This is a genomic window from Streptomyces sp. NPDC090108, assembly GCF_044747185.1.
Lineage (GTDB): Bacteria > Actinomycetota > Actinomycetes > Streptomycetales > Streptomycetaceae > Streptomyces.
This window is the reverse complement of record NZ_JBIVDQ010000002.1, coordinates 1093707-1118231: the sequence shown is the minus strand read 5'-3', so window position 1 is coordinate 1118231 and position 24525 is coordinate 1093707. Positions and strand designations below refer to the sequence as shown.

At 72.6% G+C, this 24525-nt stretch carries 17 protein-coding genes and 1 riboswitch; of the genes, 4 read left to right on the top strand and 13 right to left on the bottom strand.

Translation table 11 applies throughout. The features are described 5' to 3' along the window. Window positions 1-170 precede the first annotated feature (170 nt). Complete coding sequence (gene rhaD, locus ACIPRD_RS09940) at window positions 171-2357, top strand: bifunctional rhamnulose-1-phosphate aldolase/short-chain dehydrogenase (RefSeq protein ID WP_401561934.1); 2187 nt, start codon at window positions 171-173, stop codon at window positions 2355-2357. Then, a complete protein-coding gene (locus tag ACIPRD_RS09935; RefSeq protein WP_401561727.1) occupies window positions 2354-3907 on the top strand; it encodes a rhamnulokinase family protein in 1554 nt (517 codons plus the stop codon). The genes rhaD and ACIPRD_RS09935 overlap by 4 nt, the downstream gene beginning before the upstream one ends. Before the next feature lie 115 nt (window positions 3908-4022). On the opposite strand, the gene ACIPRD_RS09930 is transcribed toward ACIPRD_RS09935, so the two are convergent. From ACIPRD_RS09930 to ACIPRD_RS09895, 8 genes are all read right to left on the bottom strand, one after another. Beyond that, a complete protein-coding gene (locus tag ACIPRD_RS09930) occupies window positions 4023-5531 on the bottom strand; it encodes an MFS transporter (protein WP_401561724.1) in 1509 nt (502 codons plus the stop codon). Window positions 5532-5822: 291 nt separating this feature from the next. After that, the gene (locus ACIPRD_RS09925) at window positions 5823-8417 is read right to left on the bottom strand and encodes a tetratricopeptide repeat protein (protein WP_401561721.1); all 2595 of its coding nucleotides are present in this window, start codon (window positions 8415-8417) and stop codon (window positions 5823-5825) included. 146 nt (window positions 8418-8563) lie between these two features. Next, entirely contained in the window at window positions 8564-9364 is an 801-nt protein-coding gene (locus ACIPRD_RS09920; RefSeq protein WP_401561719.1) for an aminoglycoside phosphotransferase family protein, read from the bottom strand. A 138-nt stretch (window positions 9365-9502) separates the two neighbouring features. Then, window positions 9503-9880, bottom strand: a complete 378-nt coding sequence (locus ACIPRD_RS09915; RefSeq protein WP_401561716.1) for a (2Fe-2S) ferredoxin domain-containing protein — start codon at window positions 9878-9880, stop codon at window positions 9503-9505. A 190-nt stretch (window positions 9881-10070) separates the two neighbouring features. Then, window positions 10071-10193, bottom strand: a riboswitch (cobalamin riboswitch). Between the two features lie 339 nt (window positions 10194-10532). Next, on the bottom strand, window positions 10533-10943 hold the full coding sequence (locus tag ACIPRD_RS09910; protein WP_401561714.1) for a hypothetical protein: 411 nt from the start codon (window positions 10941-10943) through the stop codon (window positions 10533-10535). 107 nt (window positions 10944-11050) lie between these two features. After that, the gene (gene ctaD / locus ACIPRD_RS09905; RefSeq protein WP_356410208.1) at window positions 11051-12781 is read right to left on the bottom strand and encodes a cytochrome c oxidase subunit I; all 1731 of its coding nucleotides are present in this window, start codon (window positions 12779-12781) and stop codon (window positions 11051-11053) included. A 261-nt stretch (window positions 12782-13042) separates the two neighbouring features. Further along, the gene (locus tag ACIPRD_RS09900; RefSeq protein ID WP_401561711.1) at window positions 13043-13726 is read right to left on the bottom strand and encodes a sulfite oxidase-like oxidoreductase; all 684 of its coding nucleotides are present in this window, start codon (window positions 13724-13726) and stop codon (window positions 13043-13045) included. A 432-nt stretch (window positions 13727-14158) separates the two neighbouring features. After that, window positions 14159-14578, bottom strand: coding sequence for a molybdopterin-binding protein (locus tag ACIPRD_RS09895; RefSeq protein ID WP_401561708.1), 420 nt, complete (start codon window positions 14576-14578; stop codon window positions 14159-14161). Window positions 14579-14897: 319 nt separating this feature from the next. Between ACIPRD_RS09895 and ACIPRD_RS09890 the strand changes: the two genes are divergently transcribed. Continuing rightward, entirely contained in the window at window positions 14898-16469 is a 1572-nt protein-coding gene (locus tag ACIPRD_RS09890) for a methyltransferase domain-containing protein (protein ID WP_401561706.1), read from the top strand. Here the strand turns inward: ACIPRD_RS09890 and ACIPRD_RS09885 are convergent. From ACIPRD_RS09885 to ACIPRD_RS09865, 5 genes are all read right to left on the bottom strand, one after another. After that, window positions 16390-17799: a sugar porter family MFS transporter gene (locus ACIPRD_RS09885; RefSeq protein WP_401561703.1), complete on the bottom strand. Its 1410-nt coding sequence runs from the start codon at window positions 17797-17799 to the stop codon at window positions 16390-16392. The two genes, ACIPRD_RS09890 and ACIPRD_RS09885, sit on opposite strands and share 80 nt — an antisense overlap. Window positions 17800-18213: 414 nt before the next feature. Then, on the bottom strand, window positions 18214-19665 hold the full coding sequence (locus tag ACIPRD_RS09880; RefSeq protein ID WP_356410222.1) for an extracellular solute-binding protein: 1452 nt from the start codon (window positions 19663-19665) through the stop codon (window positions 18214-18216). Continuing rightward, window positions 19662-22484 (bottom strand): caspase family protein, encoded by a 2823-nt coding sequence (locus tag ACIPRD_RS09875; RefSeq protein ID WP_401561700.1) that lies wholly within the window; start codon window positions 22482-22484, stop codon window positions 19662-19664. The genes ACIPRD_RS09880 and ACIPRD_RS09875 overlap by 4 nt, the downstream gene beginning before the upstream one ends. Window positions 22485-22488: 4 nt before the next feature. Beyond that, the gene (locus ACIPRD_RS09870; protein ID WP_356410229.1) at window positions 22489-22851 is read right to left on the bottom strand and encodes a hypothetical protein; all 363 of its coding nucleotides are present in this window, start codon (window positions 22849-22851) and stop codon (window positions 22489-22491) included. 223 nt (window positions 22852-23074) lie between these two features. After that, entirely contained in the window at window positions 23075-23470 is a 396-nt protein-coding gene (locus ACIPRD_RS09865; protein WP_356410232.1) for a hypothetical protein, read from the bottom strand. Window positions 23471-23745: 275 nt separating this feature from the next. Here ACIPRD_RS09865 and ACIPRD_RS09860 point away from each other — a divergent pair, with 275 nt between their 5' ends. Then, on the top strand, window positions 23746-24354 hold the full coding sequence (locus tag ACIPRD_RS09860; RefSeq protein WP_401561697.1) for a hypothetical protein: 609 nt from the start codon (window positions 23746-23748) through the stop codon (window positions 24352-24354). Window positions 24355-24525 lie beyond the last annotated feature (171 nt).

Genomic DNA, 24525 nt, shown 5'->3' with positions numbered 1-24525 from the left:
CGGAGACGGGGCCCGACGGGACAGAGACCGGGCCCGTCAAGGCGGAGACGGGGCCCGTCGAGGCGGAGAGGGTGTCTGGAAGGGCGGGGCGCGTGAGCGGCGGAACGGCGAGGGAGCCCGGCGGGGCGGGGCGCGTGGCCGGTGGGGGCGTGCGGGCGGGCGCCGGGGCGGTGGAGCACCCCGCGGTGGCCGAACTCCTGGAGCGCGCCCACCGGCTGGGGGCCGATCCGCGTAACACCAACTTCGCGGGGGGCAACGCCTCCGCGAAGGCCATGGCACCCGACCCGGTGACCGGCGACGACGTCGAGCTCATGTGGGTCAAGGGCTCGGGTGGCGACCTCGGCACGCTGACGGCGGACGGACTCGCCGTGCTGCGCCTGGACCGGCTGCGGGCGCTCGCCGGCGCGCGGGCGGGGAACGCGGGCGTGGCGCGCGAGGAGGACGCGCGGGCGGGCGTACGCCATGACCGGCGCGACACGGACATACACGCCGACCGGGACGCCATGGACGTACACGCGGACCTGCGCGACACGGACGTACACGCGGACCCCCGCGACAGCGACGTACGCGAGGACGTGCGTGACACGGAGATGACCGCGGCCCTGGACTACTGCCTGCACGGCAAGGGCGGCGCGGCGCCGTCCATCGACACCGCGATGCACGCCCTGGTGGACGCCGCGCACGTCGACCACCTGCATCCGGACTCCGGGATCGCGCTCGCCTGCGCGACGGACGGCGAGAAGCTGACCGCCGAGTGCTTCGGCGACCGGGTGGCGTGGGTGCCGTGGCGGCGGCCCGGTCTCCGGCTGGGCCTCGACGTCGCCCGCGTCAGGGCCGCCAGCCCGCGGGCGATCGGGGTGATCCTCGCCGGGCACGGCATCACCGCCTGGGGCGAGACCTCCGCGGAGTGCGAGCGCAACGCCCTGCACATCATCCGCACCGCGGAGGCCTTCATCGCGGCTCGCGGAAAGCCGGAGCCGTTCGGCCCCCTCGTCCCGGAGTACGCCCCACTGGAACCCGCCGCACGCCGCGGACGAGCCGCCGCGCTCGCCCCGGCCGTCCGTGCCCTCGCCTCCCGGGACCGCGCCCAGGTCGGTCACTTCGACGACTGCGCCGAGATCCTCGACTTCCTGTCCCGTGCCGGGCACCCGCGGCTCGCGGCACTCGGCACCTCGTGCCCGGACCACTTCCTGCGCACGAAGGTGCGCCCGCTCGTCCTCGACCTGCCGCCGTCCGCGCCGCTCGACGAGGTACGGGCCCGGCTGCGGGACCTGCACGCCGCGTACCGCGCGGAGTACACCGCCTACTACGCACGGCACGCCGTCCCCGGCTCCCCCGCGATGCGCGGCGCGGACCCGGCGGTCGTCCTGGTCCCCGGCGTGGGCATGTTCTCGTTCGGCAAGGACAAGCAGACGGCCCGGGTCGCGGGCGAGTTCTACCGCAACGCCGTCAACGTGATGCGCGGCGCCGAGGCCGTGTCGTCGTACGCCCCGATCGGGGAGCGCGAGAAGTTCCGGATCGAGTACTGGGACCTGGAGGAGGCCAAGCTGCGGCGGATGCCGAGGCCACGGCCGCTGGCCACCCGGGTCGCGCTGGTGACGGGGGCGGGTTCCGGCATCGGGCGGGCGGTCGCGCGCCGGCTGGCCGCCGAGGGTGCCTGCGTGGTGGTGGCCGACATCAAGGGCGCGGCCGAGGTCGCCGAGGAACTGGGCGGCCCCGACAGGGCGTTCGCCGTCACGATGGACGTGACCAGCGAGGAGCGGATCGCCGCGGCCTTCCGGAGCGCGGTGCTCGCCTTCGGCGGTGTGGACCTGGTCGTGAACAACGCCGGGATCTCCGTGCCCGGACCGCTGCTCGACACGACGGCCGAGGACTGGGACCGGCAGCACGCCGTCATGGCCCGGGGGTCCTTCCTGGTGTCCCGGGAGGCGGCGCGGGTCATGACCGAGCAGGGCCTCGGCGGCGACATCGTCTACGTCGTCTCCAAGAACGCCGTCGTCGCGGGCCCGGAGAACATCGCCTACTCCGCCACGAAGGCCGACCAGGCTCACCAAGTACGCCTTTTGGCGGCCGAGTTGGGGCGACACGGCATCCGGGTCAACGGCGTCAACCCGGACGGGGTGGTGCGCGGCTCGGGCATCTTCGCCGGGGGCTGGGGTGCCCGGCGCGCGGCGACGTACGGGATCGAGGAGGAGGAACTCGGCGCGTTCTACGCCCGGCGCACCCTGCTCGGACGCGAGGTGCTGCCCGAGCACGTGGCGGACGCGGTGTTCGCCCTGACCGGCGGCGACCTCACCCGCACGACGGGTGCGCTCGTCCCGGTCGACGCGGGCGTGGCGGCCGCGTTCCTGCGGTGAGCGGGCGGGAGGACGCGTCGAACGCGGCCGGCGCACCTCTCACTCGCCCAGCAGCGCAGCCTCGCGCACCTCGCCGGCCAAGTTCCCCGGCGCACCCGCACGTCTCCGCCGCCTTCGCCGCCGTCGACCTCGGCGCGTCCAGCGGCCGGGTGATGGTGGGACGCGCCGGGCGAGGCACCCTCCAACTCGCCGAGGCCCACCGCTTCCCGAACCGGCCGGTGCGACTGCCGGACGGTCTCCACTGGGACATCCTCGGCCTGTACGCCGGGGTCCTGGACGGTCTGCGCGCCGCGGGCCGGACGGCGCACCTGACCTCGATCGGCATCGACTCCTGGGCCGTGGACCACGGTCTGCTGGACGCCGACGGGGCGCTCCTCGGCAATCCGGTGCACTACCGGGACGCCCGCACCGAAGGGGCCGCCCAGCAGGTGCGGGCGACGGTTCCGGCGCCTGAACTGTACGCACGCACGGGAGTCCAGGACGCCCCGTTCAACACCCTCTGCCAGCTCGTCGCCGCACGAGGCAGCGCCCAACTAAACTGCGCTCGGCAGTTGTTGCTGATCCCGGATCTGCTCACGTACTGGCTCACGGGCACGCGCGGCACCGAACTGACCAACGCCTCGACCACCCAGTTGATCGACCCGCGCACCCGTGACTGGTCCACGGAGACGGCCCGGCAACTGGGCATCGACCTGTCGCTGTTCCCGCCGCTGCGCCACCCCGGCAGCCCGGCCGGCCGACTGCTGCCCGCGGTCCTGGAGGAGACCGGGCTACCCGGCCCGGTACCCGTCACCACGGTCGGCTCGCACGACACGGCCTCCGCCGTCGCTGCTGTCCCCGCCCTGCCGGGACCGGGGTTCGCCTACGTCTGCACCGGCACCTGGTCCCTCGTCGGCCTCGAACTGGACTCACCCGTCCTCACGGAAGCAAGCCGCCGGGCCCACTTCACCAATGAGCTGGGACTGGACTCCACCGTCCGCTACTTGCGGAACATCATGGGCCTGTGGCTCCTCCAGGAATGCCAACGCGCCTGGAACGAGCCGGATCTCGACCGGCTCCTCGCCGAGAGCGCGGCCTCGGAGCCCCTGAAGTCCGTCGTCGACGCGGCCGACCCCGGCTTCCTGGCCCCTGGACGCATGCCGGAGCGGATCGCCGAGGCATGCCGGGCCACCGGGCAACAGCCGCCCGGGAATCGGGCGGAAACCGTCCGCTGCGTGCTCGACTCGCTGGCCCTCGCCCATCGCCGGGCCATCGAGGACGCCCAGCGCCTGTCCGGACGTACCGTGGACGTCGTACACGTCGTCGGCGGCGGGGCCCGCAACGAGCTGCTGTGCCAACTGACCTCCGACGCCTGCGGGTTGCCGGTGGTCGCCGGTCCCGCCGAGGCGGCCGCGCTCGGCAATGTCCTCGTCCAGGCCCGTACGCACGGCGCGGTCGGCGACTCACTCCCCGAGATGCGCGCCCTCGTGGCCGGCACTCAGCCCCTACGACGCCACGAGCCCCGCGGCACACCCGGCGCGTGGCGCGCGGCCGAACGACGGCTGGGATGAAAGCGCGCTGCTCGGCGTCCAGAATCTCCGGCCGGTCCCCTTCTCCCAGGCCGACGGCCATGAGCGGATCGCGCCTGTCCTCTCGTGCGGGGCACCGACGGCTCGCTCCTCTCGCCTACTCGGCGTCCGCTTCGGCCGCGGGCGATGTCGTCGTGCCGTCCGCCGCGACACGACGGGCGCGGACGATGCCCCATCCCACCAGCGCCGCGGCCAAGGCCGTGAGGGTGAGGCCCGCACGGGTGACCGCCTCGCGGAACTCACCGGTTTGGTGACTGCTCCAGCGGGTCGCGGCGATGTCACCGGTGAAGTGCGAGGCCAGGATGGTCCCGCCGACGGCGATGCCGATCGCGGTGGTGACTTCGCCGGCGGTGTCCACCAGCGCCGCTCCGATACTGGTGCGGTTCGGCGGGAGGCCACGCATCACGTTGGTCCCGGCGACGACACCGACGACGCGCATGCCCGCGGCGACGAGCACGAGCGAGAGCGCGACCCACACGTACCCGAAGCGGCCCAGCAGCGCGTACACGGTGAGTCCGCATACGACAGCTCCGGCGCTGAGCCAGGCGGCCTTGTCGAGACCGACCCGTACGACCAGCGGTCCGATGAGAGCTCCGCCGGCGATCAGCACGACGACCTGCGGCAGCATGCCCATCGCCGCTCGGGCGGGCGTCCAGCCCCAGTCGAGCTGGAGCTGCAGGGTCACGAGGTAGCCGAGGCCGGCGGTCGCAAGGCCCGCGGCCCCCTTGAACGCAAGGCCGCTCGACACGAGAGGGCGGGCGAGGAGTGCGAGGTCGAGCAGGGGATGCCGGGCGGAACGCTGACGGACGACGAACAGCACCGCCGTCACGACGGCGACTGCCGTGGTCAGCCAGGGGAGTGCCGATGTGGTGCCCGCGTCGACGAACAGTGTCGGTGCGAGCAGTGCGAACACGATCGCGGCCGTACCGAGCAGGGCACCCGCGCCGTCGATCAGGTCGCGGTGCAGCTCGTCCGCCTCGTCCACGGGGATGCCGCACCGTATGCCGAGGAACGAAAGAGCGGCGATCGGCGCGTTGACCAGCAGCAGCACCTGCCAGGGCGCGAACGCGAGCACGAAGCCGCCGACCGTGGGCCCGACGGCGAGCCCGACCAGACCCACGGTGGAGATCAGCGTCGTCGCACGGACGCGGAGCCCGTCCTCGTCGAACAGGCGGAAGGTCAAGGCGAGAGAACCCGGCGTCGTCATCGCGGCGGCGACGCCCATCGCGCCGCGGATCGCGATGAGCTGCTCCGCCGTGGTGACGAAGACGGTGGCCAGACTCGCCGCACCCAGCAGCGCCAGGCCGACCAGCATGATCCGGCGGCGGCCGAGCCGGTCGGCCAGCGCCCCGAAAGCCGGCATCAGGCCGCCGAACACGACGGCATACACGCCCGTGATCCACTGCAGCACAGTCGCCGACGCCGACAGCTCGCGGCCGATGGTCGGCAGTGCGACGTTGAGGATCGAGTTGTCGAGCATCTCGACCAGGAACACCGCCGCCAGGCCGGCGAGGGCTGTCCGCGCTTCGCGGAGGGAGCGGGGGGAAGCAGAGGCTCGGGTGGGAGCGCCGACCTTCTCGGCAGCTCCGTGGGGACGGGCATTCACTGCGCACTCCTTCGATGTGAAGAAGTGGCGGATCGTCCGATACCGCGTATGCGCGCGTGGCCCCGGCTGGATCGACCGACGCCGACCATCAGCGGTGAACCCGCGTTTCTACTTCCAGTGCTGCGACAGTACACCCATCCTGGATCGCCCCGTCCCGGCCCACCGCTCACAGGGACCGGGTACGCCGACTCGACCGCGGGCTGTCTCGTCGATGTCCTACGGACGCCACTCCTGGCGGTGGCCAGGGTGGTCGCCGGCTTGCCGAACCTATGGAGGGCAGATACGAGGAATTCAGTTCCTGGCACTCCCGAGCTGTTCTCGGAGCCGGCCGAGGACGGCGGACAGCCGCTCGGCGTCTACAGGCACCGCGTGGCTGAGGTTCTCCAGGTCGTCCATGGCTTCGATGACCTGGTGCGGTGAGGGCGAGTGGGACAGGAAAGTTTCCAGCTGGCTTTCGGCACGGCCCCAATCGGGAAGTCCGCACAGCGCTACGAGGAAGTTGCTGCGTGCCAAGTCGCTCGCTTCCTCCTCCGCGGCCTGCGCTTCCAGGATCTCCAGGGCCCTGCGCCAACGCTGGGGCTCCTCCACCGCTCCGGTCAGACGCATGACGAGAGCGCTCCGGTAGTGGAACCAGCCCCGTTCCGGGCGCAGCGCGATGGCGTATTCGAGGTCGGCGAGGGCCTCGGCGTGGTGGCCCAGAGCACGGTGCGCCTCTCCACGCCAGCAGTGCGACCACGCGATGTCCGGAGCCAGCGCGAGTGAGTGGTCGAGGTCCGCGAGTGCCGCTCGGGCGTCTCCGAGGGTGAGATGGACGTCCCCGCGGATGGCATAGGCCCAGGCATGCTCGGGGTCCAGGGTGAGTGCGTGGGAGAGGTCGTCCAAGGCCATCCGGTGCCGGCGCATGCGGTGATGGATGTGTCCGCGGAATGCCAGGGCGCGAGCGCTTCGGGGGTCGATTTCGACGGCCTGGCCGAAATCCGCGAGCGCGTCCTCATAGTGCCGGAGATCCTGTCGTGCGGCGCCGCGATTGATCCAGTGCAGGGACTGGTCGGGAGCGAGCCCGATGGCGTGGTCGAAGTCCGCGAGGGCGGCCGCGTGATGGCACAGGCTCCGGTGTGCGTGGCCTCGTCCTGCGTGGGCGCGGGCCAGCGTCGGGTCCAGGCTCAGGGCCGTGGTGTAGTCCTCGATCGCCTGTTCGTTCCGGCCATTGAGCCGGTGGTCCTGGCCGCGGAGCGTGTAGGCGAGGGCTCGTGCCGGATTTTCCAGGTCAGGCAGTACGAGCAGGGCGTCGAGCGTTTCTTTCTCCTGGGACGGCTGGGACGCGAGTTCCAGGAGGTGCTGTCCGGTCCGGGCAAGGTGGTCGGTGTCGGAGTCCTGGCCTGCCTGGACAAGGAGTCGAACCCAGCGACGCAGTGATTCCGCGCTGTGCGCGCAAGCGTGGATGGTGTCGTGGAGCGCTTCCGGGAGGGCAGAGGGGGCGCGGGCACACAGGCGGTGGTAGGTCTCGTTCAGTCGATGGTCGCGCCACACAGGGTCGTCCCAGAGACGGTGAAGGCTGAGTCCCTCCTCCTGTTCGCGGCGCCACGTCGTGAAAGCCGCGGCCAACTGGGTGTGCCGACGGCCCCAGTCGACGGGCGATCGCTGGCGTTGCAGGCGCAGCATCGATGAGCGGATCACGTCGTGGTAGCCGTAGGTTCCCGACCGGTGGGTGAGGAAGGGAAGCTCTCGCAGGCGCGTCAGCCCGTCGCTACCGGCCGGAGCGAGGATGCGGACGACGTCGTCGTTGAGCCGCAAGGGCAGAGCACAGGCAAGGATCATGTCGCGGTGGGCAGGGTCCCTCTCCCATTTCAGGAAGCGCTCGACCGCGGTGTCCGAAGGGTCATCCACGGCGCTCCTGTCCTGCGGGCGGTTCCTGGCGAGCGCGTCCAGCAGCACCGGCAGCCGCCCCGACAGGCTCAGGACGAGCTGGGTCACCCGCTCGTCGGACACGCCGCGGGCGGCGAGCAGGGCCCGGCCCTCGTTCTCGGTGAACGGCTCGAGGGGAACCTCGGTGACGAGGTCGAGGCTGTCCGCCCAGCATGCCGGGTCAAGGCGCCCCTGGCCGCACAGCACAGCCTGGACATTGACGGGCACGGGCCCGTACACCTCGTTCACCAGGGCATCCCGCAGCCACGTGTCCAAGAGCGGCGCTGTGCGCTCGTAGGTGTCGAAAAAGAGCACCACCCACGGCCTTCGTTCAGCGACGCCGCCGAGGTCGGCAAGAAAGGACGGGGTGAGTATCTCCAACGGGGACATCACCAGCCGGGTGTCCTCGTGACTGCGCAGTCTGTGGCCGACCACGGCGCGCGCCCGGTCCAGGCCGGCAGCGACCTGTTCCGGCCGGATCACGCCGCTGAACGCGCCGACGCCGGGGACGAGGGACAGGCCCGCCATCCCGATCTGCGCGGTGAGGGCACTGGCTCGGGTCGGCTCCAGAGCGGTCCCAGGGCCGTCACCATCCGGCAGGAGTCCCGCCATGGCAGCCTCGGCCTCGTGGTACTTCTGCCGGTAATGGCCGAGCTGCTTGTCGAACGCTCTCAGCGGGCAGCCCTGTCGCGCCAACCGAGAGCTGATCGCCTCCATCGCCTCGACCGCGCTGACCGCCTCCTCCCCCACGACCGCGGTGACCGCGCCCGCCTCCCGGGCCACCGCCTCCCATCTGCGGATCAGGGTCGACTTGCCCACGCCGGCGAGACCGTGCACATGAAAGAGAAACTGATACGCCTCACTGCTCGGGTCCCGGGCGAGGTTCTCCCGGAACACCGCCAGTTCGTGCAGCCGCCCGACGAACCCCCTGCTTCGCCGTCGACGGATGAGTTCCTGCCGCGACACCGGCTCCTGCCCCATGCCAGCCTCCCCCGAGAGCGGACCTACAGAGTGTCGCAGTGAGAGCAGACCCGCCAGGGCACTCCCGTCCCACCGTTCTTCGTCTGCCCATGCCGGCCAGGTCCCGTGCGGCACGGCCCTGAAGGCGCCACGGGTGCGTCGGTCGGTCAGTTCAGCAGGGCAGCCGTGAATGTCCGCCGGTGATCAACCAGCCATGTCCGCATGCGGTCCCAGCGGTCCCATCCGCCACGCTCGGCCAAGGCTTCGAGATAGACGGGGTCTCCGCCGGCGACGCGGCGGGCGACGAAGGCCCGGCAGACATCCGTGGCCTGTTCGATGACGCCGGGCAACTCGGTGCGGTCCTCGGCCGAGAGACCGTAACCGTCGGCAAGAATCCGCAGGCGCGCGGCCGCATCCAGTCCGCGGGGGTAGAGAGCGGCCGCGGACCTGGGATCGAGCATGGGCACCCAGTAGCGCGCGGTCATGGCCACGTCCCAGACGGCACGGCCCGGGGCCGCGAAATCGAAATCGATCAGGGCTGCGGCGCGACCGTCGCGGAAGACCACGTTGTCCGGGCACACGTCGTTGTGGCACATCATCGTTCCCCCCTGCGGGTCGGCGAGGTCGGGAAGCCACTCGGCACGGGTGTCGGTCGCGACGGCCGCGCTGGTGTCATGCAGACGTCGCAGCAGGCTCCCCACGGATGCGAGGGCAGAACTCGTCATCGCCCAGTCCGGGAACGGTGGCAGAGCGACGTCCCCAGGGATGAAGGTCAGCTGCTCACGTCCGTCCGCGGTGAGGCCGAGAGGGGTCGGCGCCGCGTCGAAGCCGTGCTCTTTCAGCGCCCGGAGATGTACGTGCAGGGCGCGCGCGTTGCGTGGTGCCGGTCGCTCCACCACATCCCCTCGGCGGAAGACCGCCCCCGCGTTCATCATCCCGCCGGGCAGCGCCTCGTCTTCAGCCGTCATGAGGAGCACGCTATCGCCGGACCGGGTCCGCGCGGGCCGGGCTGCCCGTCGGCGCGGGCCCGTCCGGCCGGCCCATCGCCGAGCGGTCGACGCCGCCCCACCGGCGGAGGCCGCCGGGCGGGAGCGACCGCGTCGGCCTCAGGCGCCGTTCGGGGCCGGTGTGCCTCGGCGTGGGGGTGTGACGGCGTAGAGGGCGAGGATCTCGGGGAGGGCGGCGACGCCCGGGCCGCCCTCGTGGACCCAGTCGATGACGTCCTGGGTGGCCTCCGGGTCGTTGACCAGTCCCAGCCAGACCGGCCGGCCACCGGCGGCACGGCCGGCCGAGGAGGGCTGTACGACGATGACGTTGGCCTGGTCGCACGCGTCCAGGCATGCGGAGACGCGGACCGGTGTCTCGGCGCGCAGGCGTGCGGTCTGCGCCGCGTGGTCGACGCCGGTCACCTTGGCGGTGCCGCAGCAGCAGTCCCGGCACACGACGACCCGGCACGGCACCTGACCGACGCCCCGTGCGGCCACCGCGCCCGCCCCCGCTTCCGCCGAGGCGGTTCCGGTTGCCGGCGGGGCTTCCCACCGGGTTTCCGACGGGGTCTCCCACAGAGTTTCCGCCGTTGTGTCCGGCGCTGTTCCGATCGGCGACTCGGGCATGCCCGAACCATCCCTCCCCCGGGGAGATCCGCCCCGGTGTCCGTCGAGGAGGCGACCGCGTGAGTCTCCTGGCTCTCGGGTCGTCGCTCGCCCCGGCCTTCCCGCCCTGTCCGGGCAGTGGCCTGTCGGGACTCGCTCACCGATCACAGTGGCGGGACCGCGCCGGATTCTCACCGGCTTCCTCGGACCGCCGTCGCCCTGTCACGGGTCATCATGTCACCGGCCAGGAGCCCAGGTGAAGGTGACCTGACGTACAGCCAGGGCGCACTGTGCCAGCGGGTCAGGCCGGTCCAACCGGTCTGGCGGGCCCGGCGGGCCTGACGGGCCTGACGGGGCCGACGGGGCCGACGGGGCCGACAGTGCTGACTGGGCTCACGGGGCTCACAGGGCCTGCGACCAGGTCACCGGCCGGACACGGCGCCGGCCGGACCGCAGGTGCGGTCCGGCCGGCGGCGGTGTGCGGGGTGCGCCGCCTCCGGACCCGCCAGGGCGCCCGGGGAGGCGGCGGACGCACATCGACAGGTCAGCGGGACGTCAGCGCCAGGGAACTCGTCGCCAGGGAGCAGGCGAGCACGACGGAGGCGCAGGCCGCGTGGCGCTTGAGGAGCGTGCGCCGCAGGTCGGCGTAGCGGGCCTCGTACTCCCCACGCAGCCGCTTGGCCCGGTCCGCGGTGGCCTGGAGTGCCTGCCGGGTCAGGCCCATGCGCTGTTCCGTGTAGTGGCGGGTGAGGTCCTCCGCCTGCCCGGTGGTGAGCCAGGACAGGCGGGCGCAGAGAGCCGCCGCCTCGCGCTCGGCCTGCTCCCGCTCGGCGTGCAGGAGCAGATAGCCCTCGACCTCGTTCGCGACCGAGGGGGTAGGCCGCGCCGACGGGGAGCCGGGAAGGTTCGAGGAGAAGCCGAGGCGGTCGGAAGGCGGCCCGGAGCGCTCCGGCACGGGGCCGGAAGAGTTCGACTGCGGCCCGGAGCGGCCGGGTACGGGACCGGAGCGGTCCGGTACGGGGCCGGAAGGGTCCGGCAGGGGGCCGGAGCGGTCCGGCGGGGTCAAGGCCGGCCGCCTTCCGTCTCGATGACGTGCCGGGTGCCGCTGTGCGCCTCCTGTTCGAGGCGGGCGACCTCCGGGTGGTGCAGGTCGAACGCCGGGGATTCGCTGCGGATCCGCGGCAGGGTGAGGAAGTTGTGCCGCGGCGGCGGGCAGGAGGTCGCCCATTCCAGCGAGCGGCCGTAGCCCCACGGGTCGTCGACGCCGACCGGCTTGCCGTACTTGGCCGTGCGCCACACGTTGTAGAGGAACGGCAGGATCGACAGGCCCAGCAGGAAGGAGCTGATCGACGAGATCGTGTTCAGGGTGGTGAAGCCGTCGGAGGCGAGGTAGTCGGCGTAGCGGCGCGGCATGCCCTCGGCGCCCAGCCAGTGCTGGACCAAGAAGGTGCCGTGGAAGCCGATGAACAGGGTCCAGAACGTGATCTTGCCGAGGCGCTCGTCCAGCATCTTGCCGGTGAACTTCGGCCACCAGAAGTGGAATCCGGCGAACATCGCGAAGACGACCGTGCCGAAGACCACGTAGTGGAAGTGGGCCACCACGAAGTACGAGTCGGAGACGTGGAAGTCCATGGGCGGCGACGCGAGGATGACGCCGGTCAGACCGCCGAAGAGGAACGTGACGAGGAAGCCCGTCGTCCACAGCATCGGGGTCTCGAACGACACCGAGCCCTTCCACATACTGCCGATCCAGTTGAAGAACTTCACACCCGTCGGAACGGCGATGAGGAACGTCATGAACGAGAAGAACGGCAGCAGCACACCGCCGGTGACGTACATGTGGTGGGCCCACACCGTCACGGACAGACCGGCGATGGCGATGGTCGCGGCGACCAGGCCCATGTAACCGAAGATCGGCTTGCGGGCGAAGACCGGGATGATCTCGGTGACGATGCCGAAGAACGGGATCGCGATGATGTACACCTCCGGATGGCCGAAGAACCAGAAGAGGTGTTGCCAGAGCAGTGCTCCGCCGTTGGCCGCGTCGAAGACGTGGGCGCCGAACTTGCGGTCCGCCTCCAGGGCGAGGAGGGCGGCCGCGAGGACCGGGAAGGCGAGCAGGACCAGGACACCGGTCAGCAGCACGTTCCACACGAAGATCGGCATGCGGAACATCGTCATGCCAGGGGCGCGCATGCAGATGATGGTGGTGATGAAGTTGACCGCGCCGAGGATGGTGCCGAAACCGGAGAAGGCAAGGCCCATGATCCACAGGTCGCCGCCGAGGCCGGGCGACCGCACGGCGTCGGTGAGCGGCGAGTAGGCGAACCAGCCGAAGTCGGCCGCGCCCTGCGGGGTGAGGAACCCGCTGAGCGCGATGGCCGAGCCGAACAGGTAGAGCCAGTAGGCGAACATGTTCAGCCGCGGGAACGCCACGTCGGGCGCGCCGATCTGCAGCGGCATGATCCAGTTCGCGAAACCGGCGAACAGCGGCGTCGCGAACATCAGCAGCATGACGGTGCCGTGCATCGTGAACGCCTGGTTGAACTGCTCGTTGGAGATGATCTGCAGGCCCGGGCGCGCCAGCTCGGCACGCATGAGCAGCGCCATCACGCCGCCGATCAGGAACAGTACGAACGACGTCGCCAGATACAGCGTCCCGATCGTCTTGTGGTCGGTGGTGGTCATCCACTTCACCACGACATTGCCGGGCTGCTTGCGCCTGACCGGCAGCTCGTTCTCGTACGAGTCCTCAGCTGCCGCGGCATCCTGGGGTTCGTTGAGGATGCTCACAGATCCGTTGTCTCCTGCTGCTCACGATGCGCCGACTTGAGTCACGCCATCCTGGCTGCCGACGGGCGTCAACCGCCTCCTCGGGCACTCGACATACCGCCGACCGTGTGACCGTCACACACGAATGGCGCAACGGCGGGCATGTCGTGCGGTTCCCGCCCGGACGGCGGCGGGGTGCGGGAGCGTGCGCGCCGGGCTTCGAGGTCATGCTGCGCACCGGACCGCGGGAGCACGCGCGACGGAGGTGCTCAGGAGCCGCGCTCAGATCGAGGGACCTCGGTACGGCGGGTCCGCCAGGGCCGCGGCGCCGGGCAGCGGACCGTCGCCCGGCCCCTCCTGGTCGGAGTAGCGCTGTTCCCGCCAGGGGTCGCCGATGTTGTGGTAGCCGCGTTCCTCCCAGAAGCCGCGCCGGTCCTCGGTGAGGTACTCGATGCCGCGCAGCCACTTGGGCCCCTTGTAGCCGAAGAGGTGGGGGACGACGAGGCGCAGCGGGAAGCCGTGTTCGGCGGTGAGGGGTTCGCCGTTGTGGTGGGTGGCCAGGAGGGTTTCCGGGGTGTCGAAGTCGGCCAGGCGCAGGTTGGCCGTGTAGCCGTACTCCGCCCAGGCCATGACGTGCGTGACGCCGGGCGCGGGCGGGACGAGTTCGAGGAGGGTACGGGCGGGGACGCCGTACCACTCGTGGTCCGTGGAGGTGGGACCCGTGGCGCAGTGCAGGTCGGCGACGACCGTGGTGTGGGGCAGCGCCGTCAGCTCGTCGAAGACCCATTGGCGTTCGGCACCGCCCGCGGTGGCGCCGAAGACGCGCAGGTTCCACCGCTCGGGCCGGAAGCGGGGCACGGAGCCGTAGTGCGAGACGGGCCATCCGTGGACGTGGTGCTGTCCGGGCGGGATGCGGTGCGGTATGCCGGCGGTGCTCTCGGCCGCGCCTTGCCGGTTGCCTGCCAAGGGGGTCCCCTCTCCGCGAGACGTCAACGGCACAGCTGCCCCTTCTTTTGCAGCCTAAGTGCTCGCGGGCGGGACCGCCGAGGCCGGGGACCCATCTGGTGCACGGGAACGGCGGGCAGTACGGCGGGCAGTACGGCGCGCAGCCGGACTCCCGGTCACGGGCCCCGCCGCCGCCGCGGTTCCCCGGCGTCGGCACTGCCGGGTCACGGGCCCGCTGCCCGAGCGGTTACCGGCTCCGACGCCGCCTGGGTCACGGGCCCCGCCACCCAGGCGGTCTCCCGGCTGCGACGCCGCCGGATCGGCGTCGGTGCCCGCACCCCGGCGGAGACGGCCCGGCCGTCCGTGCCGAGGTGCGGCCGCGCTGGACGGCCGTGCCGCGTGCGTCCTGCGCGGCGGAGACGGCCGGTCAGCGCCGGAGCGAGCACCCGGCCGTCACGCGATCGCCAGGGCCACCTCGGTCGACTTGATCAGCGCGACGACCGGCGAGCCCGCCACCAGACCGAGATCGGTGACCGCGTCCCTGGTGATCGCCGCCGTGAGCTCTCCCCCGTCGACGTGGACCTTCACCGCGGCCATCGCCCCGCCCTCGGCGACGTCGCTGACCGTGCCGGGGATCTGGTTGCGGATCGACACCCCCTGCACATGGCCGGTGGCGAGGGCGACCTCGGTGGCCTTCATCATGGCGCGGACCGGGGACCCTTCGGCGAGTCCGAGGTCCTTCACCGCGTCCAGCGTGATCGCGGCGGTGAGGTCCTGGCCGCCTTCGAGGCGCACTTTGACGGTCGCCATGGCCTCGCCCGCGGCGATGTCGGTGACGGTGCCGGGGATCTGGTTGCGGATGCTCAAGCTCATGGTGTTCCTCCTTGCGAAAAGGGGACTGCGGGCCTGACTTTCGGATCTCCGTCGTACGGGTTCAAGTTAGCCGCGCGGACGGTGCCCGTTGCGGAGTCCGTCGCATCCGCCACCTGCGAAGTCGTGCCGCCCTCGTAAACCAGAGGCGCCCCGGGTCGAGCGGCTCCGGCCGCCCGGCGCGGCCACCTCCGGTCGCGGAATCGCATATGCGAGACGAGGGCGGATATACAATCGCAGATGCGATCTATGATTGCCCCGTGTCCCTGTATTTGCGTTCAGCGCCATCTGCCGGGTGCGGGCGCGGCGGAGGTGGTGGCCCGTGATCCAGATCGTGGAACACGCACAGCGGCGGGAGCCGTACGCCCTCGGCGCCGCTCTCGAGGCGGCCGGACTGCCGGTACGGGTGTGCCGTACCTGGGCGGGCGACGAGGTGCCGGACACCGCGGACGGCATGGTGGCGCTGGTCGTCCTGGGCGGCCCGATGTCGGCCGGTGAGGACTTCCCCGGCCGCGACACGGAGCTGGCGCTGCTGCGCGCGGTGCTGGAGGCCGAGGTGCCGGTGCTCGGGGTGTGTCTGGGCGCGGATCTGCTGGCGGTCGCGGCGGGCGGCGTCGCCCCGCCCCGCGCCGGTGCGCGGCCCGGCCGGAACGGCGCACGGCCCGGCAGGAACGGCACGGAAGCCGAGGCTGCCGGCGTACGAAGCGAAGGGAGCGGCGTCCGGGACGGCGGCGAAGCAGTCGGGACCGGCTGGGGCGGCGGCGAAGCGAGCTGCACCCGGGACGGCGGCGAAGCCGTCGGGACCGGCTGGGGCGATGTGCGGATGACCGCCGCCGGCCCCGCCGACCCGCTGTTCGCGGCCCTCCCCGCACAGCTGCGGGTGCCTCACCGGCACCGCGGCCGGGTGGACCTCCCGGCGGGTGCGACAGCGCTCGCGTCGTGCGACCACGGTCCGGTGCAGGCGTTCCGGATCGGCGGCTCGGCCTGGGGGCTGCGGTTCGATCTGGAGGTCGGCGACACGGGCGCCGAAGCCGTTCCCGGCACCTCCCCGGAAGCCGTCGCGGCCGCGGCCGCCTCCGCGGGGTCCGCTCCCGCGGGATCCGCCGCCACGGGGTCCGCCGCCACGGAGCTCGCCGCCCTCGCCAGACACCGCGACGACGTCTTCGGACGCTTCGCCGCCTTCGTCGCGGCGCGGGCCGAACAGACCGCCACCCGCGCCTTCTTCACCCGGCGGGCGGCCACCTGGGACGCCCGGTTCGCGGACGACGGCCCCCGGTACGCGGCGGCGGCCCGGCGGATGGGGCTGCTCCCCGGCCGGCGCGTGGTGGATCTGGGCTGCGGAACCGGCCGGGTGCTGCCCGCGCTTCGCGCACAGGTCGGCGACGAGGGCGTCGTCCTCGGGCTCGACCTGACGCCCGCGATGCTCACGGCGGCGGTACGCGAAGGGCGGGAGCGGGACGGCCACCTGCTCCTGGCCGACGCGTGCCGGCTGCCGCTGCCCGACGGGGCGGTGGACGGGGTCTTCAGCGCGGGCCTGCTCAACCATGTGCCCGACCCGGCGGCGGCGCTGCGCGAATGGGCCCGGGTGACCGCCCACGACGGGGTCCTGCTGCTCTTCCACCCCTCCGGGCGCGCCGAGCGGGCCGCCCGCCACGGCCGCGACGACCTCGACCCGGACGACCCGTTGGCCGAGGAGAACCTGCGCCCCGCGCTGCGCGCGGCCGGCTGGCACCTGGTCCTGTGCGAGGACGCCCCGCACCACCTCCTGGCACGGGCGGTCCGCGCCGGGCCGGCGCCGGTGCCGGTGTCCGGGGTCAGGCGCGGGCGAAGTCGCGGGGGTGGAACTCCCCCTTCTTCAGGTGGTTCTCGATGTCTTCCAGGCTGTGCCCGGTGAGTTCGGGCATGCGGCGCCACACGAACAGCCACGCCGCGACGTTGAACAGCCCGTAGATCCAGAACACCTGGCCCACGCCGAAGGCGCCGATCATCGTCAGCAGCGTCAGGGTGATGAGCAGGTTGGTGCTCCACAGCGTGGCGGACTGCACGCTGGTGGCGGCGGCGCGCACCGTCAGCGGATAGATCTCGGACCCGGTGAGCCAGCCCATCAGTTGCAGTCCGCCCGCGTTGAAGAACATGAAGGTGACGAGGCAGGCGACGATGGCGGGCACGAAGGCGCGTGAGGAGTGGCCGGTGACGAAGAAGGCCCCCAGCACGAACAGGCTGACGGCCGCGCCGGGCACCATGACCAGGGTGAGCCGGCGGCGCCCGACCTTGTCCACGATCCAGAGGCCGACCACCATCATCACCAGGTAGGTCACGCCCAGCGCCACGCTGATGCGCAGCGCGTCGGCCGTGGGGAAGCCGTTGTCGGTCAGGATCGTCGGGGCGTAGTAGATGATCATCTCGATGCCGGAGAGCTGGGTGAAGACGGCGATGCCGCAGCCGACCACCAGCGCCGGCCGGATCCACGGCTGCCGCAGACCCCGCCATCCCCGGTCCCGCTCCCCGACCCGCCGCTGCTGTCCCGCCAGGGCCACGATCTCCTCCATCTCGGAGAAGACGTCGTAACCGTCGGGCCGTACGTCCGCGAGCACCCGCTCGGCCTCGTCCCTGCGGCCCTGCTCGACCAGCCAGCGCGGACTCTCGGGCAGTCGCAGCTGTCCGAGCAACATGATCAGGGCGGGTACGGCGGCCGCGCCGATCGCGACCCGCCAGGACACCGCCTCGCTCGCGCCCACGATCGTCGCGATCACGATACCGACGCCGATCGCGAGCTGGAAGCAGAGCACGAGCCGCCCGCGGATGGCCCTCGGGGCCAGCTCGGCCACGTACATGGGCACGGTCTGGGTGGCGCCGCCGACCGCGAAGCCGAGCAGTACGCGGGCCAGCGCCAGGGTGACGGCGGTGGGCGCGAACGAACAGGTCAGGCTGCCCGCGATGAACACGCAGCAGACCAGCAGGATCGTGCGGTGCCGGCCGAAGCGCTCGCAGAGCAGGCTGCAGCCCAGAGACCCGATCACGGCGCCCAGCAGGATCCCGGCCGCGATCGTCTCCTTCATGGTGTTCCCGACGCGGAACTCCTTGGAGATCTGCAGCAGCGCGCCGGAGATGATGCCCGTGTCGTAGCCGTACAGCAGTCCGCTGATGGCGGAGACCACGGCCGCCATCAGCATGCGGCCGTTCAGGCCCTTGACGGGTGCGGGCTGCTGCGGGGCGTGGGGCATGGTTCCTCCAGGGCGGTCACGCCCCCGTCGGCGGTTCCTGACGGTGATCTCCGGGGGCCGGGGCACGGCGCCTTCCCGTCGTCCGTCGCGCGGGGCCGTCCGGGCCGCGGCCCCGCCCAGGAAACCGTCCGGTGGAACGGTAACGTCCGGGCGGTCACGCGGCCCGGCGGCTCGCTCGCGCGCGGGCCGCCGGATCGCCGGATCGCCGGATCGCCGGATCGCCGGATCGCCGGATCGGGCCCGTGGCGGCGAGACGCGGTTCGCGCCGGGCCGATGCGCCGCGGCCGGTCCGGGTCGGTCCAAGCAGGGTCGGGTCGGACCGGGTTGGTCCGGGCCGGGTCGGGTTGGTCCGGGCCGAGTCGGCTCGGGTCGGGTCCGGCCGGGGCAGACCGGTCCGGGGCGCGGCGGTGGGGTTCAGTCGGGGAGCGTGCGGCGCAGAGCGGTGTCCAGACGTGCCGCCAGTTCGGCGTCGCTCGGCGGGTGGTCGCCGAACAGTGCGCCCAGCTGGGTGGTGAACGTCTGGGTGAACGCGCCGTACAGCGGGGTGCGCGGCCGTTGTACGGCGCGGCGCAGGGCCGGGAGCAGGATGGCGCGCGCGTACTTCGGGCGGCCGGCGGCGTCGCGCGGCATGCGGTCGCCGCTCTCGCCGGTCGGGGAGGCCGAGGGGGTGCCGGCGGTGCGCGCGTGCGAGCAGGTGAGACCGTCGTCCTCGTAGGCGGAGACGCGGGTGGCGGCGAACCCGGCGTCCAGCAGGCAGCGTTCACTGTCCCGGCCGGTGAGGAACCGGATCAGGTCGGCCGCCTCGGCCGTCTGCGGGGAGGCGCTGGTCACCGCGAGGTTCTGGCCGCCGAGCACGGCGCGGCCGGGCAGCGGGGCCACACCGAGCTGCTTGTCGGTGAACGACCGGTACAGGGCGCCGTAGGCGTACGGCCAGTGGCGCAGGAAGGCGGTGCGGCCGTCGGCGAAGTCGCTGAGCGAGGTGGTCTCGTCGGAGTGGACTGCGTCGTCGAGGGTGTACGCCGAGCTCGTGCGCCGGCGCAGCTCGGCCACGCCTTCGCTCAGTTCCTGCTCGGAGGCGGTGTAGTGGCCGTCGGGGTCGGTGAGCCGGAAGCCCTCGACGGCCGAGGCGAAGGCCTCGATGGCGTTGACCGTACGTCCCTCGTAGCCGCCCAGCTGCGTGGTCCAGCCCGCCTGGAAGCCGCCGGGCCGCCTGTGGTTGACGGCGTCGATGAGCTGGCGCAGTTCGTCCCAGGTGACGCCCTTGCTCAGATCGGTGCGCTGGGTGCCGGCCGCGCCGAGGTAGTCGCGCCGGTAGTACAGCAGCCCGACGTCGCTGTTGAACGGCACCGCGTACCGCTCGTCCTTCCAGTCCGCCGTGCCGGCCACCGACGGCACGAGGTCGCCGGGGTCCTCCACGGCGCTGTCGGGCAGTGGGCGGATCAGCCCCGCCGCGGCGAACTCGGGCACCCAGGTGACGTCGAGGTTGATGACGTCGTACCGCGCGCTGCCCGACTGGAGCGCGCCGAGGAGCTGGCTGCGCTGTTCGTCGGCGGAGCCGGGCAGCTCCACCAGGCGGGCGTGGTAGCCGGAGTCGCCCTGCCGGGTGTTCCAGGCGTCGATGAGGCGCTGCCTTATGCCGTTCTTCCCGGTGACGTCCCGGCCGCTGGCCACGACGATCTCGCGGGACGTCGCACCGGAGGGCTTTCCGTCCGCGCCGCTGTCCTTGGCGCCGGTGCAGGCGGCGAGCGTGAGGACCAGGAGCACGAGGAGGGACCGCGCGGCCGGTGAACCCGGCCCGAGGCGGACGTGACGCGTCCGCCTCGGGCACCGGGCCGGGCCGGCGGCCTGGGGTCGTCGCAGGGTCATCGGTCCTCCCCCGTTCCCGTGCGGGCCACCTCGTCGTGCAGTCCCGTGCCGAGGTCGTCGCCCGCGTCCAGGCAGCGCCCGCCGCTGGTCTCGGATATCAGCGCGTCGGGGCGTCCCCGGTCGCAGCCGCCGCTGACCAGCGACACCATGGCGACGGGCACACCGGCCTGGTGGGCCCGGTCCAGGACCTGGGTGAGGTTCTTCCCGGTCAGCCGGTTGTCGTCCTCGTCGTCCGTGAGGTAGACGATCAGCTCCGGGCGGTCGTCGTGCCTGCCGCGCGCGGTCATCTCGTCGAACGCGGCGAGCAGGGCGGCGTGCGGATCGGCCTCGTCGTCGTGGACCCGTGTCTTCTTCCGGTCGGCGAGGACCCGCTCGCCCTCGCCCCGGCCGTGGCGGTCGAAGGGCAGCAGTTCGCCGTGGCCGCGCCCGCCGGTGCCGTACACGGCCCAGACGCCGTACTCGTCATCGGGGCCGAGTCCGCCCAGTGACTGTTTCAGGAGGCCGGGGCCTCCGCTGGGGCTGTCCCACAGTCCGGTCATCGAGCCCGAACTGTCCAGGAGGAACAGGACCTTGCCGGGGCCGTTGGCGCTGCGGTACTGCTCCAGCGCCGTGTTCATCCCCGTCGGGCCGGCCGACTCCAGGAGGGCACCGGGTTCCGGCAGCACACCGTCGGCCGGTTTCGCGGCGAGCAGCCGGTGTTCGGCGGAGGTGTCGCGGAAGCCGTCCTCACCGAACACCTGGAGGCCTCCCTCGCCGGTCAGCCAGTCGCGGAAGCGCTCCACCGCGTCGCGGCGCGCCTCCGCGTCACGGTCGGCGTCCGTCCAGCGCACCCGCACGAACACCGGTTCCAGGCCGGGGACGTCGTCCGGGTAGTCCGCCGTGCGCGGGGCACGTGTCGCCCGGTCGCAGCCGACCCCGCTCTTGAGCAGGAACTCCGGGACCAGCGCCGCGGTGCGGTTGTCGACGGCGTCGTCGTCGGGCAGCGTGCAGAGCAGGGTGGCCGCCGTCGGCGCGGGGGGTCCGGACCGGGCGAGGCGCTGCTCGCCGGCGCGGGCCTCGCCCGAGCCGCTGTACAGGCCCATCGTCGCGAGCAGCGCCGCGTCCGTGTACTCGGGGTCGGTACGCCGTACGTCCGCACCGGGGTCCGCCTCGCGCAGGCCGTCGATCAGCTCCACCAGCGTGCGGCCCGCCCGGCGCGCGTCGCCCTTGCCGCCGAGCTCCTGCGGAACCGCCAGGACGACCGGCGAGAAGGCGAACGCCTCCTTGTCCGGCGTCAACCGGACCTTCGAGCCGGCCCGCCGTACGGCGTCGACCCGGGCGACGTCCGCACGGGCCGCGGGGATCCACACGTCCGGCTGCGGCCCGACGTCCCGCTGCGGGTCGTCGTCCCCTCCCGGGTCCTGCCAGGCCTCGCTCCGCTGTCCCAGCGCGGTCACCGCGTCCGCAGCGCCCGCGCTGAAGACGGTGACACCGGTACGACGGCAGCCCGCGCCGGTGGTGTTCGCGCCGGAGGTCAGATAGGCGTCCGAGGCGGCACGCACGGTGGACTCCAGGTCGGGGTCGGTCATCACCCGCAGTTCCAGGGGCGGCAGGCAGGTGCCGTGGCCGGCGGTCAGGGTGACGATGCCGTAACTCCCGAGAGCGGTGACGCCGAGGGCAAGCAACACGGCGGCGAGGGCGCGCGGGCGGCCGCGGAACCGGGCGAGGGCGCGCCGGAGCCGGGCGGCGGCGTCCCTGAGGCCCGTGCGGAGCGGGGCGGGTGTCCGCCGGCCGTGGAGCCGGGGCGGCGGCGGATCGGGTTCGGCCCGTCCGCGGGGGCGGGAGGCGTCGCCCCGCCCGCTGTCCGTACGGCTGCCCGCCGTGCCGCCGTGGTCGGCGCGGGATCCGGCCGTGCCGTGGCCGTCCGTACGGTTGACACCGCGACGGCCGTCGCTGCCGTCACCGGTTCCGGTTCCGGTTCCGCTCCCGACCCCGGTTCCGGCACCGAGGTCGCCGTGGCCGCCACCGGTGTCACCGTGACCGGACCCCGTGCCGCCGCGCCCGGCACCGTCTGTTCGCGTGCCGCCCCGCAGCAGGACGTCCTCGCCCGGGTCCCATGCCGCCTGCGGTTCCTGCACGTCGCCGAAGGCGGTGAGGTGGGCCGCCGCGAGCATCGCCCGCTTGAGTTCGGTGTGGAGGCCCGAGAGCCACAACTCGTCCCTGTCCCGCCGGTGCTGGTCGAGGAGCCGGACGAGTTCCGCGGTGAAGGGGGTCGCCCCGCCGCCGTCGCCCACGCCGATGAGGCGGTTGGACTGCACGCTCATCAGCAGCAGGATCTTCTCCCTGCCGGGGCCCTGGAAGCGCTGCCAGATTCCGGCCGCGTTCCCCGCGTAGCAGCAGTCGAGGATCACCACGACCCGCTCGGCCCTGCTGCCGGCGAGTTCGGTCAGCACGTGGACGAAGGAGGGCGCGTTGGGGAACACGTCGTGCCGGCCGGCCAGTACGCGCGCGTTGCGCATCTGGAGGAAGAGGTCGGCCCCCGAGTTGGAGACGATGCCGTGCCCGGCGAAGTAGAAGAGGAGCAGTCCTTCCGCCTCCTGGGCGGCACGGCGGAGCGCCTCGTCGAACTGGTCGTGGGACGGCGACGGGCTGTCGGCCACCTCCCCCTCGCCGAACACCGCGAGCGCGCGTAACGCCCTTCTGAGCCGGTTCCGGTTGTGGTGGACGGCCGGGAGCTGTCCCGGCACGCCGTCCGGCGTCTCCGAGAGGGTGTAGTCGTACTCGGACACACCGACCAGCAGAGCCCGGTTGGCCTTACCGCGCGGGTCGTAGCGGCTCACCGGACTACTCCTCGCCGGAGTCCAGCGGCTCGATCCTCGCCCGGGGCGCCGCCCCGCTCTCCACCCTGCGCCGGTTCTCCAGCCAGGCCCGTACCGCCCGCTCGACATAGCCGAGGAGTTCGGTGACCGCTGCCGTCGTCGCCGACCCGACGACCACGAGCACGATCTCCGTTCCGAACCCCATGTGCTCCTGGGGCCCGTCCGTGCGGGTGCGCTCCTCCACGAGGAGCGTCTGCGCGCGTATCCGCTCCGCGAGCGGGTTCTCCCGCTCCAGCCACGCCTTCAGCGCGGTGACGTCGTCCGCGTTCGCTCTGCCGTCCAGCCTGACCCGTACGCCCGACCGGGCCACCGCATCCCCCTCAGTCATGCCCCCCAGCATGACACCCGCCCCACCGGGGCGGGAGGTTCCTGACGGGCCTCGCCCAAGAGGCCGCGCGACAACCCCGGCACCACCACGGAACCCGCACACCGCGCACGCGACCGTCACGCGGGCGCCGCCGGAGTCCCGGAGAGCGCCTCGCCCAGCCTCGCGAAGCGGAAGCGGAAGCGGAAGCGGAAACCGACGCCGATGCCCAAGTCGACGCCGATGCCTAAGCCGATGCCGATGCCGATGCCTGAGCCGCGGCCGTTCGCCGGTCAGGGGAGAGCAGCCATCGCCACCGCCGGCGTTCGGTCACGACGGTGGCGGCCGCCAGGACCGCGACGAGAGCGGCGACGTACGGGGGCCAAGCCGCCCAGGCGGCGGTCACGGCGGCGACGAGCTGGAGCAGCACGATCAGGATCGTCACGGCACCCGGGACGGGGACGATCACCCGCGCCTTGTCCCCCGGGGTGGAGAAGACGGTCGGCAGCCCGATGAGGACCACCACCGACAGGAGGGCGAGCGGCCACGACCAGGAGGCCAGGGCCCACGGTGCGGCGACCCAGGCGACGAGTTCCGTGGTGAAGCGCAGGGCCGAGGGAATGCGGTCGTCCGGTCGTTCCACGTGCGTCCCCCCGAGAGTCACGTCCGTCACCGGCGCGCCATCCTACGAGACGCGGTCCGGCCGCGCCCACGGGAGGACACCGGGCTTCAACCACCCGCGGGCGGGGGCGCGTTGGTGTGAGCCGCGGCCTGCGGGAGCGGCCGGTGCGGGCCCCCGGCGGGCCCGGGAACATCCGCCCGCCAGCGGCCGCCGTCGGCCCGGCGCCTACCGCCCGTCGGCCCGACGCCTACCGCACGGCCCAGGGGGTACTCGGAGCGGGAACACCGGGAGGTCCGATGACCACCACCGAAACCCTTGTCGCCATCATTGTTCCCCTTGCGGTCATCCTGATCCTGATCGCCGCCGGAGTGTGGCTCCTGACGCGGCGCCGCCACCTGCGCGAGCGGTTCGGACCGGAGTACGACCGAGCCGTGGGATCCGGCGACGGCCGCATGTCGGCCGAACGTGAACTGCGCTCCCGTGAGAAGCGCCATCAGGAACTCGACATCAGGCCCCTGCCCGAGAAGGACCGCGAGCGGTACGCCGCCGAGTGGCAGACGACCCAGGGACGTTTCGTCGACGATCCCGGCCGGAGCGTCGGCGAAGCGGACAGCCTGGTCACCCGGCTGATGAAGGACATGGGCTACCCCACGGAGGGCTTCGAGCAGCGGCTCAAGGACCTGTCCGTGGAGCACGCCCGGACTCTGGAGCACTACCGGGACGCGCACGGAGTGCGGCTGCGCAGCGCGGACGGCCGTGCGACCACGGAGGAGCTGCGCGGCGCGATGGTGCACTATCGCGCGCTCTTCGACGAACTGCTGGGCTCGTCCGCCGACAGCCCTCGTCGCGAGGCGCACGACGACGCGCGCCGCGACGAGGGGACCGAGCGCAGCGACGCCGTCTGAGGCCGGTGTCGCACCCCGCATGTCCGCTCCCTTTCCCTTTCCCCTCTCCCTTTCTCGCCGCCCCCGCCTCTCCCGTCATCGTCTCCCGATATCGGAGAGCCGGGTGAGGCGGGCCGCGTCGCGTGGAATGCGTGAGGCGGGAGAGGTCATCGGTGACCGGGCGACGGAGGG